Genomic DNA, 12154 nt, shown 5'->3' with positions numbered 1-12154 from the left:
AACAGGATGCGTACCCTGTTTTTGAAGCTGAGAGAAGTTAAAGGATATCTTGTTGGGAAAGGTATAGCAATCTAGGATAAGGAAGAAATGGGGAAATAGGATGGAGACAATGGTCAAAGAAAAGAATAGTCTGATGAAGCTGTCGTTGCTGGGAGTATCTCTATTAGTTGTTTCCGGTGGTGCTATCGCGGGAAACATTCCAGCAATAAAGTCAGCGTATCCTGAAATCCCATTGCTGTTTATTGAATTGCTGACAACAATCCCGTCGTTGTTCATTTTAGCAACTGTCTTGGTAAGTCCAAAGATTGCTGAGAAAATTGGTTATAAATGGACAGTTTCTCTTGGATTGGGGACTGTTTTCTTGAGCGGTGTTGCTCCATTGCTTGTAGATAGTTTTTGGCTGATTTTCATCTCCAGAATATGCTTTGGTATAGGAATCGGTTTGTTCAATCCGTTGCTTTTTTCATTTACAGCAGCCCTTTACCAAGGAAGTGATCTTTCCACGATGATTGGTTTGCAAAGTGCATTTGAAGGAATCGGTGGGATGCTGATAACTTTTTCTGTGGGTCGATTACTCCTAATTGATTGGAAATTATCATTTTTAGTCTATAGTATTGCTTTACCAATCCTCTTTCTTTTTCAGCGCTTTGTTCCTGACATTGGCACAACTGGACAGGTTGGAAGCTCAGTTACAGCTATGGAATTGGCTGAACAATCGGCAGTGAAGAAAAAGGTTCCGATACTACTCTATGTGTTTCTGTTGATTATTTTAGTGACTATCTATATGTCGATCACAGTAAAAATCACTGGATTTATCCAAGAAGGCGGTTATGGTGATGCGACGGCAGGGAGTAATCTACTGGCATTAGTAGGTCTAGGTGCAATGTTGGCAGGTTTTCTATTCGGGAAGATTCAGCGACTGGTCAAAGAATTTATTTTGCCGTTGTCATTTTTCGGTTTTGCCTGTTCTTTATTCCTAGTCAGTTTTTCTTCTACATTATTGGTGACAAGTGTTGCCGTAACAATGAGTGGTTTTTCATTTCGCTTGTTTGTCCCATATCTATTCAACGAAGTGAATCAGGATCGTACAGGAAAATCAGGAAGGAATACTTCTTTACTGCTGGCTGGTTTTAATCTGGGCGCAGCATTTGCACCGCTAGGGGTTTCCATGATCGAAAAAATTTCTCCACTATCGGGAACAGCGGGAATATTTTTTTCTGAAGCCACAGTATTAATTATATTAGCAAGCATAAGCTTACTTATTTTATGGCGAAGCCGAAATAGAGAACACAGCAAGAGGACCTAAAGGATTTCAAGGTCCTCTTTTTCGTATTTATTGTGACCCGCTAGAGATTTTTTATATTTCCAACAAGTAATAGCGTCCTTTAGGGATTTGTCGTTGTTTTGTTCAAAAAAATCACGGATGTAGGTGTTGTATTCAAATTGCCGGTCTATTTTGGTTGGTGTTTTTTTCTTTTCCTCAAGAATGTGAATGTAGGCTTGAATAGCATCCTGATAAGTTTTTCCAGAGTTTTGCTTTAGCCAATTTTGAAAATGGACATTGAATGAAAAGGAAGAACCGATTTGCTCTTTAAAGAATGAGCGATGACGCTCTGAACAAACTAAGTTTTCTTCAATTTTAGTTTCAGGGGTAAGTAGTTCAATCGTATTTTTTCGGGATGTATATTTTTTTGTGAGTTTTTGACCGGTTGTAAGGTAGTGTGCAATTCGTTCGGTCAAGTCGCTTTTGCTGCCAGTACGTTGAATACCCTCCTGTTTACAAAAGGAGATCAGCTCTTCTTTCAAATAATAAAAGCTGCGGAATGTATCAGCATCAAGTGTTTTATTCAGTTCGGGTCTGGTCATAAACAGTTCCCCCTTTGCTTTTCTCTATTTTAACATAGGATTCACTTATATAAATCCTATTAAAGAGTAATAATTGCTGTTGATTTCTTTGCTTTATACTCTGTGTAAAGATCACTTCTTGTGTAAGGAATCTTTAATAGGATGTGTATAATCAGGGATTTTGTCTACTTTTTATAAAGTGATAGTGAGCTTTATGAAGATTTTTTCATCATAAAATAGTTGACCGAAGTAAATTTAGTGGTTAGGCTAATAATGAGGAGGGATCGACAATGGCAGAAATCCGGATTTTATTAGTAGAAGATGAAGAAAGCTTGGCAAGTTTCATCTCTGAAGAGCTGACCTTTGAAGAGTATCAGGTTGTTCATGCAAAGGATGGTGCAGAGGCGCTAAAGATTTTTGATGAGCAGCAAGAACAGCTGTCATTGATTCTGTTGGATTGGATGCTTCCTGAGTATGACGGGATCACTGTCGCTAGAAGGATTCGCAGAAAAAGCAACATTCCAATCATTATGATGACTGCCAGAGATCAGCTGACAGATAAAATAACTGGGCTTGATGTAGGTGCGGATGATTATATTACAAAACCGTTTGATATAGAGGAACTGCTTGCGAGGATTCGAGTGATCATACGACGGCTTGAACAGATGGAACAATTGAAGGAGCCGCCACTTGTATATCAGTATCAAGATCTATCTTTGGATCTTGCAAAACACATGGTGGAACGATTTGACGAGCCTATCCAACTGACACAGAAGGAATTTGGTCTTCTTTTAGAGTTGATGAAGCGACCGGAAGAGGTATTGACAAGAGATGAACTCTTGAATGTTGTATGGGGCTATGACTATTTTGGGCAGACTAATGTTGTCGATGTCTATATTCGTTCATTGAGAAATAAAATGGACTATAATCCTGAAACAAGATTGATTCAGACGGTTCGCGGATCAGGTTATGTATTGAGGGCGGATCATGAAAAAAAATAAACGCAGAGCAGATTGGCGAAACAGCATGCAGTATCGTTTGTCGATTCGATTCATCCTATTACTTACTTGCTCAATTTTAGTTTTGAGCCTATCGATCGTCGGTATTGCTTTAACGGAGCTTTATGAGTCTACAAGAGAGCAAGGAGCACTCTTTGTGGACACGATGGAGAAAGCAGAGACGAATTCTCAGGAGGAGTGGCTCGATTTTCTTGAAACCTATACCTCGGGAGAAAATTCCCCATACTATGCTCGAATTGTTTTGGAATCGGGGGAAGTGATTTATTCTTACAGCGCAAGAGAGCTGTTTTCTGATTTTTCTCAATTCAGGCAACTGCTCTTTTTCAGCGATATTTTATGGACAGACGATTTTGAACCCTACTACTATGTAAGTGTTGATAAAGGCGGCAACAAGGCTGCTGTTCTGATTGAAATGGAAGATAAGCTGGATTTAGTTGAGGGAATCGTCTCATTAACCTTTGTGTTGACGCTTCTCATTGTTATTATCGGGTCAGTGATTACTTACCGTTTTGCTCGTAATTTCAGTCAACCATTAACACGAATGAATCATGAAATCAGTTCATTGCGTTTAGATGAACAGCAAAGCGGAGAGCTGACTGTACCTGACAGTCCCCAGGAAGTAAAAACTGTTTCTGAGTCTTTCAACCAGCTGTTGGATCAGCAAAGAAAATCTCTTGAAAGGGAAAAACAGTTTGTGGCAGATGCTTCACATGAGCTGCGGACACCGCTGGCAGCCATTCGAGGTCATGTCAATCTGATCAATCGCAGAGGCGAGCAGCATCCGGAGGTCATTCCAAAATCAATTTCGTTCATTGATAGAGAATCAAAACGGATGGAGGAGATGGTCAAACAGCTTCTTACATTAGGACGAACAACTGGAGAAAGAAAAGAAATCGATCTTTCACAGCTGATTTTTCAGACGGTTGAAGAGCTGCAGGTCATGATGCCGCAACAGCTTATTATGGAAATTGAAAAACAGGTCGTGGTTTTTGGAAATCATGAACACTTTTATCAAATTGTTCGAAACTTGATCGAGAATGCAGTGAAATACACAGAAGCAGATGGAACGATCACGCTTCGCTTGAAACAATCAGAGGATCAAATCTATTTTGAAGTTGCGGATACAGGGATTGGTATTGCAGACCCTGAAAAGCAGCAGATATTCGAACGTTTTTATCGAGCAGATCAGTCACGGTCTAGTAAGATAGCAGGTTCAGGCATTGGACTTTCTATTGTTCGAGAGCTTACGTTGTTTTACGGTGGTACGATTTGTGTAGAAGATAATCAGCCGAAGGGAAGTCGTTTTATTCTTAGTATTCCGAAAAGGCTATTAGATAAATGAAGATTTCTTCATATTGTTTTTAAGAAATTTTGGTCTTTGATTTTTATGGGTTTGATACTATTGAGTTATCAACAAAGCAGATAATTTTATTCAGAAAACATGAAACAACGATCTGCAGTTAAAAATTGAGAGGATTGATACAAATGAAAAAAGCAGGACTAGTGGGTTTGATACTTACAGGAATTATTATGACAGGGTGCACAAGCAATCAAAATGAACTGCCGCAGCAAAACAGCAGTCAAAAAACCAGCAATACAACAATTGATTCTAAAGATGAAAATAGTGAATCTGAAAGCAGTGCTCAAGCAGAAAGCACAAATCAAAGCAGCACATCAACAAATACATCGACAACGATCGGATCAACGACTGTTGCGGTTTCAGCAGATGAAGCAATCAAAGCGTTCCAGCAAGCGTATCCGGAGGCTTCTGTTACCTCATTGGATCTGGATACTTCCTTTGGAACATATTACTATGAGGTCAAGGGTGTTGACGATTCTGTAGAGTATGAAGTAAAAGTCAATGGTGAAACAGGCGAGTTGACAAAAGAGCGTGAAGAAAAGCTGGATGCGGATGAGCGAAATGGAATTGAACGAGAGAATGAGTCCTTATCATTAGACGGAATTATGACCATCGAAGAAGCAGCTGATATTGCTTTGAAGGCTGTTGGTAAGGGAGAAGCAGTCGAATGGTCGCTTGAACGGGAATTGACAACGACCTATTGGGAAGTGAAAATCGTCAATGGTCGTTCAGAAACCTCAGTGAAGTTGGATGCAAAAACAGGGGATATCCTTGAAACTGAGCTGGATGACTAAAATGAAGCAAAAAAATATACACTATATTGAAAACTGTGGTCATATAAGAGCGATATAGCTTAAGGGAAAACAAAGCAAAGGCAGAGTACATGAAGATTGATAGAGCAATTTTCATGTACTCTGCCTTATTTTGCATAATTACGCTGAAATCAGTCTTCTTTCAAAACGCCAGTCTGAAGAATGTCGTGCTTTCGCTTAAGATTGAGCACATTTTTCTCGTATTCCTGCGCATACATGATTGAAAAAATCGTATCTAAAATATATTCAAAAGAGACTTGAGAGGAGAAGGTGCCCACTTTTACGAAATCATATTCATCTTGAATTGTGACGATAGGAAGGGCGGCTAATTTAGTTAGGTCCGATTTGTTGTTTCCTGTAAGCAGGATAGTCGGAATCTCTTCTTTTTGAAAGTATTGAAGGATTTTCTTATACTGTGAATTTATTCCGGCATAGGAAACGAAGAGGGCACAGTCTCTCTTCGTCATATTGACTGCATTCCAATTTTTATCACTATATTCATCTGCAAGAATCAAGAATTTGTTGATTTTGATCAGCTTATTTTGAAAGCTTCTTATTCGTATTTGAGAATCCCCTTGAGCAAATAAAAAAATTCTATCTGCTTCTGTCAACATGGTCACTGCTTGATTCAGCATATCATCATCTAATTGGGCAAAGGTTTTCTTTACACTGGCAATGGTAAGGTCGGCCATCTTTTTAGCAATACCTATAGCCGAATCTTCAGGCTCAAATGGGAAATTGGCATTTACACTAGTCTGTGTATGGAGCTTGCTGTATACAAATTCTGAAATTGCACTTTTAAATGTTCGAAAACCGCTATAACCGATTTTCTTGCATAATCGAATCACAGCGGAGTGAGAGGCGTATGTCTGATTTGCCAAGTCCTCAATTGTAATCGTAGGAACTTTAGTGATGTTATGTAGTATATAATCTGCAATTCGTTTATCCGTGTTGGTAAAGTTCTCTTGATCCTTCAATTTATCTGTGACTAGCATAACTATCCCTCCTTTGCATTTAATTTTACCTTATTTTTTATTGACTGGCGATGAATAAAAGTAAGGTTTTGAACAAAATGTTTATTCTTTTCACTTGTTTCTAGAAAATGTTGAAACTAATGATCTAATTCGTTCAAAATTCTTATCAAAAGCTAAAAGCCAGCTATAATAATGACAGTAACTATTAATTGGAGGAATGCACATGCTGACTATTGCTTATATTGGAAATGGCAAAAGTACCAATCGATATCACTTACCCTTTTCAACAAAATTAAAGGATAAAATCAAAATCAAAACAATTTATTCGCCTACACAAAAAAACGATTGGGCACGACTACCGGATGTCAACTATACTTCTGATATCAATGAACTGCTTGATGATCCTGAGATTCAACTAGTTGTCGTTTCAACGCCGAGTCATTTGCATTACAGCTATGGAAAGATGATTCTTGAGCATGGAAAGAATGCATTGGTGGAAAAACCGTTTGCCGAAACTTCAGCTGAAGCGAAGGAGCTATTTGAGTTGGCAGAGAAGAAAGGACTGTTGATTCAGTGTTATCAAAATCGTCGTTTTGATTCCGATTTTCTTACTGTTCAAAAAGTAATTGAGAGTGGCGTGCTGGGAGAAATTCTTGAAGTAGAAATGCATTATGATTATTTCCGGCCGGAGGTCCCTGAAGGAACCAGTTCTTTTTCGAGAAGTGCCAGCTATCTATATGGTCACGGGTGCCATACCATCGATCAAGTACTTTCTTATTTCGGCAATCCGGAAAAAATTCATTATGATGTGCGGCAGCTTTTAGGAACAGGACGAATGAATGACTATTTTGATTTGGATTTCTATTATGATACATTGAAGGTTTCTGTTAAATCCAGCTATTTTAGACTGAAGGAGCGACCAAGCTTCGTTGTTTATGGAAAAAAAGGAGTTTTTGTTAAACAGACAAAGGATCGCCAAGAAGAACATTTGAAAATGTTCTATATGCCTGAAAATAAGGATTTCGGTATTGATTTGCCTGAGCACTATGGGGTGCTGACTTATGTGGATGAAGAGGGAAGCTATCATGAAGAGAAGGTAATATCTGAAGTTGGCGATTACAGCCGTATCTATGAAGGTCTGTATGAAACCATTATCAATGGCAAGGAAAAAATTGTGAAGGATGAGGAAACGATCCGTCAAATGGAAATCCTGGAAGCAGGAATTCAAGAAATCAAGGACTAGATAACCCCTCTCTATGGCGCAATTAGAAGTGTCAAAAAAATCAACAGCGGTTAACATCTGGAAGCTTATAGATGTTAGCCGCTGTCTTTTTATATTGTGATAATCAAAAGCCGGAAGCAAGTGTTTCAATGATTAATTGGATATTCAAACCAGTTAAAACGATGGCACATAACCAGCCTAAACCACTCACCCATAATGGATTTTTGAAGCGTTCACCCATGATCTTCTTGGAGCTGGTGAAATAAACCAATGGAATCATGGAGATTGGCAAAGCGATGCTTAGAAATACTTGGGAGTAAATCAATAAATTATCTAATGCCGCTTCATTTCCGCCGAAATAGATAGTGCAAAGTAAAACGGGAATAACAGACAGCATTCTGGTAATCACTCGACGAGCCCAGGTAGGGATTTTCATATGGATAAAGCCTTCCATAACGATCTGACCAGTTAATGTACCGGTAATTGTCGAATTTTGTCCGGAGGCTAGTAGCGCTACAGCAAACAAGGTACTTAAAAGAGGACTGGCAACTGCACCGGCAATACTTGAATTTTGCAATGCATCATAAAGGGAAGTCAATGTGCCAAGCTCTTCGCCATGACCAAAGAAAAGGGCACTGCCAAGAATCAATAGTAAACAGTTGATGATAAATGCGGCAGACAATTGAATGTTAGAATCCCATGTGGCAAAACGAACAGCCTTTGCTGTATGTTCCTCATCGTTATGATCAAACTTTCTTGTTTGTGAGATAGAAGAGTGCAGATAGAGATTATGGGGCATGACTGTCGCTCCAACGATCCCCAACGCCATTGTCAATTGGCCATGATTCAATACTTGTTTTTGAGGGATAAATCCTTTTAAGACCTCTGGGATATTTGGCTGTGAAATGGCAACCTCATAAACAAAAACTGCCATGATCACTGTGATGAGTGTGATAACAATTGCCTCTATCTTCCGAAAGCCAAGCTTCATCAAAAGAAGCAGTAGTAAAACATCGAAGACGGTCAGAATCACGCCAACGATCATCGGCATTCCAAACAGCAGGTTCAAGGCAATCGCACCACCGATGACCTCAGCGATATCAGTTGCCATGATGGCCAGCTCTGTAATGACCCAAAGAGCGATACCCAGTTTTTTTCCTGTATAGACACGTGTTGCCTGAGCTAAATCCATATGGGTAACGATTCCAAGTTTTGCAGCCATATATTGCAGCAGCATGGCAATCAAGCTGGAAATGAAAATGACAGATAGCAACAGGTAACCATACTTTGCGCCACCGCTAATAGAGGTGACCCAGTTTCCTGGGTCCATGTAGCCGACTGCGACAAGTGCACCGGGCCCGGAGAAAGCCAGTAGGTTCTTCCAGAAACTGCTTGAATTTGGGACAGCAACTGTATTATTTATTTCAGACAGACTAGGTCCGTTGACGTATGTAAGAAATTTACTTTTTTCTTTTTCTGTTTTACTTTCCATGGATAGTCCTTCTCTCTTTTTTAGGATAGCCTAAATTCAATTAAATGATAGTCCTAAAAAGTAGAGATTTCAAGTAAAAGCTACTGATAAAATAGGTTTACTAATTTCTATTCAAAAAAAGGTCAAAAATTTTTATCAAGTGACTTGACTTAAAGTCAGCTTCAAGTGCTATAGTAAAATCAAGCATAAGAAGAAAGGGGTTTCACTATGGAATACATGAAGTTAGGCAACACAGGAATGGATGTTTCCAGAATTTGTTTAGGTGCAATGAGCTTTGGCGATCCTGAAAGCTGGATTCATAAATGGGTATTGGAGGAAGAAGAGAGCCGAAAAATCATCAAGCGGGCATTAGAGTTGGGCATCAACTTTTTTGATACAGCGAATGTCTATTCTCTGGGAAGAAGTGAAGAAATCCTTGGTAAAGCACTTAAAGATTACGCCAATCGAGATGAAATCGTGTTGGCAACAAAAATCCATGGGAAAATGCACGATGGACCAAATGGGTCCGGTCTTTCAAGGAAAGCAATCCTGTCGGAAATCGATCACAGCTTAAAACGTCTGCAGACTGATTATATCGATCTATATATTATTCATCGTTGGGACTACGATACACCAATCGAAGAAACAATGGAAGCTCTTCATGATGTAGTGAAATCTGGTAAGGTTCGTTATATTGGCGCTTCGGCAATGTATGCGTGGCAGTTCCAGAAGGCACAAAATGTAGCTGAAAAAAATGGGTGGACAAAATTCATTTCAATGCAGAATCATCTGAATCTGATTTATCGTGAAGAAGAAAGAGAAATGATTCCATATTGTAAATCAGAAGGTATATCGCTTACACCATACAGTCCATTGGCATCCGGCAGATTGACCAGAGATTTATCTGTTCAAACAAAACGAGGCGAAACAGATGAAATTGCACGTTCTAAATATGACAACACTGCTGATCAGGATCGTCTGATTATTGAACGGACAGCTGAGCTGGCAGAAAAATATCAGGTAAGTAGAGTGCACATCGCACTTGCGTGGCTGCTGCAAAAAGAACCGGTAGCCGCACCAATCATTGGAGCTACTAAGCTTAGTCATGTTGAGACAGCTGTTTCTGCTGTGGACTTCAAGCTGTCAGAAGAGGATATCCAGTATCTGGAAGAACCTTATGTTCCCCATCAAATCATTGGATTTTCTTAAGAGTAGAAAAGCAGCTTCGGTTGAAAAGGGGAGCATTGATCAGAGGCGATTTGTCTCTGATTCTTTTTATTTTGGAATCATCCGGCGGTTTGTATTTTTGGGCAGGTTCACTTGATTATTCGTCAATAGTGACAACTTCCTTTGATAGCCTTGAATGCACACGTGTTCCTTGATATAATTCCTATAAAGAATCGATTTTTTTGGGAGCAGTATGGTGGAAGATACAAGATGGCAGTAGTTTTCTAGATTATTATGAAAGCGATTCATTTATAAAAGGATATCTATGTAGATCCTATTACAAATTCCTTACACGAGAAGTGATCTTTGCACGAAGTATACAGCAAAGAAATTAACGGCAATTGTTACTTTTTAATAGGATTTGTATCCATGAATATTTGTCTATCGAATAAAAAGTATGGAGGAAAATATGGAACAGATAAAGAATTTTTTTGACGAAATATTGAGCAATACAACACCGGAAAGACCACCCTGGAATAAGGAGTCTGCCTTAAGCAGCAATCCAAAATGGAGTTATATCGATGGCTGTATGGCAATGGCAATGCTCAAAATGCATGAGGCAACAGAGGACAAGCGTTACTTTGATTTTTTAGATTCTTTCATTGATTATTATATTGATGAAGAAGGAAAGATTTTAGGTTTTGACCTAAAAGAACACAACTGTGACAACATTAACGAAGGAAAGGTTCTCTATCGATTGCTTGAAGGTACCTCAAAGCTGAAGTATGAGAAGGCATTGAAGTGTTTATATGCACAGCTTTTAGAACAGCCGAGGACACCTGGCGGGAACTTCTGGCATAAAGAAATTTATCCAAACCAAATTTGGCTGGACGGATTGTATATGGTACAGCCGTTTTATGTCCAATACGATGTGACATTTAATCAAGGAAAAAATCAATCAGATATCGTCCATCAATTTCAACATGCGTATCAATTGATGCGTGATCCGAAAACAGGTTTGCTTTATCATGGTGTCGATGAGACAAAAACGGCCTTTTGGGCAGATCCAAAAACAGGCTGCAGTAAGAACTTTTGGACACGTTCCCATGGCTGGTATGCGATGGCTTTGGTTGATACACTAGAATATATTGACCTGCAGCATCAAAAAGAGCGTGGCATATTAATAGAGCAGCTAAGAGAATTGCTGGATACACTGTTAGGGTTTGCTGATCCAAAAACGAAAATGTTTTATCAAGTCACAGATCAAGGCGAGCGTGAAGGAAATTATCTGGAAACCAGCGGTACCTGTGCTATTGCCTATGCATTGATGAAAGGAGCTAGACTCGGTTATCTTCCTGAAGCTTATTTCGAAAAAGGAGCTGATATTTTGGCTTCAGTTGTCGAATATAAACTAGTGGAAACGGATAATGGCTATGTTCTGAAGGATATTTGTCTAGTGGCAGGATTGGGTGGTATGCCTGGACACGGCACCTATAAATTACGGGACGGCAGCTATGAGTATTATATTTCTGAGCCAATTGTAGAAAATGACGCTAAAGGAATCGCACCATTAGTGTTTGCATACGCAGAATTGCTTCAAAAAAATAAATAGAAAATAGGACAGTTTTTCAAGTTATTATAGTGATCATAGAAGTTGGAGAAAGAATCCGACTTCTTGAAACTACTATATTATTACTGAAAACTGTCCTGTTTTTATTGATACTTTTCAAATATCTGTTCATAGTCTTCCAACTCTTCACTAATTTTAGCAAGTCGCTGATTCAGCATCCGCCAATCACTTGATTGATCAGCAGAGATATAAAATTCGCTTAATCCGGCTTTCGGGAAATAGAGACCTTTAAGGCAGGAATAGATTTCTGAATACTTCTTTGGATTTTCCTCTTCGTAAATGATGGCCAATATATTTTCCACCTGTCTTGCGTTATAGCTGGAATGATCGTATTTCTTTAGTAGATAGAACAACTCTTTCAATAGAATCGCCAGACTTTGCAGTGAGTGCTTCTTAGACATATTTCCTCCAACCTTCTTTATGCAGATAGAAAGCCTTGAATGGTACCAACGATGATTGGTACAAGGGTTCCTATGAATACTAAGATAATCGCTGACTTTTGAAGAAGTGTCAGCTCCTTAAACTGTTTTGAGAATCCAACGACTAAAAGAAACGCACCGAAAAAGCTGATGAAGCTGGCATACATATAAATTTGTTCCATGTAGTTTTCCTCCTTTTTAACTATTATATACATAAGGAATTGTGGTTGGCTAC

The 12154-nt window shown here is 39.0% G+C and carries 12 protein-coding genes; 7 read left to right on the top strand and 5 right to left on the bottom strand.

The window, feature by feature from the left end:
- Positions 1-109 precede the first annotated feature (109 nt).
- Entirely contained in the window at positions 110-1306 is a 1197-nt protein-coding gene (locus tag I6N96_RS19005) for an MFS transporter (protein ID WP_209559151.1), read from the top strand.
- Here I6N96_RS19005 and I6N96_RS19000 read toward each other — a convergent pair.
- On the bottom strand, positions 1303-1866 hold the full coding sequence (locus tag I6N96_RS19000) for a DUF6434 domain-containing protein (protein WP_209559150.1): 564 nt from the start codon (positions 1864-1866) through the stop codon (positions 1303-1305). The two genes, I6N96_RS19005 and I6N96_RS19000, sit on opposite strands and share 4 nt — an antisense overlap.
- 269 nt (positions 1867-2135) lie before the next feature.
- Between I6N96_RS19000 and I6N96_RS18995 the strand changes: the two genes are divergently transcribed.
- From I6N96_RS18995 to I6N96_RS18985, 3 genes are all read left to right on the top strand, one after another.
- Positions 2136-2846, top strand: coding sequence for a response regulator transcription factor (locus tag I6N96_RS18995; protein WP_209559149.1), 711 nt, complete (start codon positions 2136-2138; stop codon positions 2844-2846).
- Positions 2833-4206 (top strand): sensor histidine kinase, encoded by a 1374-nt coding sequence (locus I6N96_RS18990; protein ID WP_209559148.1) that lies wholly within the window; start codon positions 2833-2835, stop codon positions 4204-4206. Before I6N96_RS18995 ends, I6N96_RS18990 begins: the two co-directional genes overlap by 14 nt.
- Positions 4207-4349: 143 nt before the next feature.
- Positions 4350-5018: a PepSY domain-containing protein gene (locus I6N96_RS18985; RefSeq protein ID WP_209559147.1), complete on the top strand. Its 669-nt coding sequence runs from the start codon at positions 4350-4352 to the stop codon at positions 5016-5018.
- Positions 5019-5167: 149 nt separating this feature from the next.
- Here the strand turns inward: I6N96_RS18985 and I6N96_RS18980 are convergent, their stop codons facing one another.
- The gene (locus I6N96_RS18980; protein WP_209559146.1) at positions 5168-6031 is read right to left on the bottom strand and encodes a MurR/RpiR family transcriptional regulator; all 864 of its coding nucleotides are present in this window, start codon (positions 6029-6031) and stop codon (positions 5168-5170) included.
- Between the two features lie 202 nt (positions 6032-6233).
- On the opposite strand from I6N96_RS18980, the gene I6N96_RS18975 reads away from it, so the two are divergent.
- Positions 6234-7253 carry a Gfo/Idh/MocA family oxidoreductase gene (locus tag I6N96_RS18975; protein WP_209559145.1) on the top strand — a complete coding sequence of 340 codons (1020 nt, stop codon included), beginning with the start codon at positions 6234-6236 and terminating at the stop codon, positions 7251-7253.
- A gap of 103 nt (positions 7254-7356) precedes the next feature.
- Here I6N96_RS18975 and I6N96_RS18970 read toward each other — a convergent pair whose 3' ends face one another.
- The gene (locus tag I6N96_RS18970; RefSeq protein ID WP_209559144.1) at positions 7357-8724 is read right to left on the bottom strand and encodes an Nramp family divalent metal transporter; all 1368 of its coding nucleotides are present in this window, start codon (positions 8722-8724) and stop codon (positions 7357-7359) included.
- Positions 8725-8931: 207 nt separating this feature from the next.
- Here I6N96_RS18970 and I6N96_RS18965 point away from each other — a divergent pair, with 207 nt between their 5' ends.
- Positions 8932-9912: an aldo/keto reductase gene (locus I6N96_RS18965; RefSeq protein WP_209559143.1), complete on the top strand. Its 981-nt coding sequence runs from the start codon at positions 8932-8934 to the stop codon at positions 9910-9912.
- A gap of 427 nt (positions 9913-10339) precedes the next feature.
- Positions 10340-11482, top strand: a complete 1143-nt coding sequence (locus I6N96_RS18960; protein ID WP_209559142.1) for a glycoside hydrolase family 88/105 protein — start codon at positions 10340-10342, stop codon at positions 11480-11482.
- 101 nt (positions 11483-11583) lie between these two features.
- On the opposite strand, the gene I6N96_RS18955 is transcribed toward I6N96_RS18960, so the two are convergent.
- The gene (locus tag I6N96_RS18955; RefSeq protein ID WP_209559141.1) at positions 11584-11901 is read right to left on the bottom strand and encodes a hypothetical protein; all 318 of its coding nucleotides are present in this window, start codon (positions 11899-11901) and stop codon (positions 11584-11586) included.
- Between the two features lie 17 nt (positions 11902-11918).
- Positions 11919-12101: a hypothetical protein gene (locus I6N96_RS18950; protein ID WP_209559140.1), complete on the bottom strand. Its 183-nt coding sequence runs from the start codon at positions 12099-12101 to the stop codon at positions 11919-11921.
- Positions 12102-12154: the final 53 nt, after the last annotated feature.

The organism is Enterococcus larvae (assembly GCF_017830045.1).
GTDB classification, from domain to species: Bacteria; Bacillota; Bacilli; order Lactobacillales; family Enterococcaceae; genus Enterococcus_L; species Enterococcus_L larvae.
This window is presented reverse-complemented; position numbering and strand designations above follow the sequence as displayed.

Coding starts and splice junctions, on each gene's coding strand:
- I6N96_RS19005 (WP_209559151.1), top strand. CDS start 110: ATGGTCAAAGAAAAGAATAGTCTGATGAAGCTGTCGTTGCTGGGAGTA.
- I6N96_RS19000 (WP_209559150.1), bottom strand. CDS start 1,866: ATGACCAGACCCGAACTGAATAAAACACTTGATGCTGATACATTCCGC.
- I6N96_RS18995 (WP_209559149.1), top strand. CDS start 2,136: ATGGCAGAAATCCGGATTTTATTAGTAGAAGATGAAGAAAGCTTGGCA.
- I6N96_RS18990 (WP_209559148.1), top strand. CDS start 2,833: ATGAAAAAAAATAAACGCAGAGCAGATTGGCGAAACAGCATGCAGTAT.
- I6N96_RS18985 (WP_209559147.1), top strand. CDS start 4,350: ATGAAAAAAGCAGGACTAGTGGGTTTGATACTTACAGGAATTATTATG.
- I6N96_RS18980 (WP_209559146.1), bottom strand. CDS start 6,031: ATGCTAGTCACAGATAAATTGAAGGATCAAGAGAACTTTACCAACACG.
- I6N96_RS18975 (WP_209559145.1), top strand. CDS start 6,234: ATGCTGACTATTGCTTATATTGGAAATGGCAAAAGTACCAATCGATAT.
- I6N96_RS18970 (WP_209559144.1), bottom strand. CDS start 8,724: ATGGAAAGTAAAACAGAAAAAGAAAAAAGTAAATTTCTTACATACGTC.
- I6N96_RS18965 (WP_209559143.1), top strand. CDS start 8,932: ATGGAATACATGAAGTTAGGCAACACAGGAATGGATGTTTCCAGAATT.
- I6N96_RS18960 (WP_209559142.1), top strand. CDS start 10,340: ATGGAACAGATAAAGAATTTTTTTGACGAAATATTGAGCAATACAACA.
- I6N96_RS18955 (WP_209559141.1), bottom strand. CDS start 11,901: ATGTCTAAGAAGCACTCACTGCAAAGTCTGGCGATTCTATTGAAAGAG.
- I6N96_RS18950 (WP_209559140.1), bottom strand. CDS start 12,101: ATGGAACAAATTTATATGTATGCCAGCTTCATCAGCTTTTTCGGTGCG.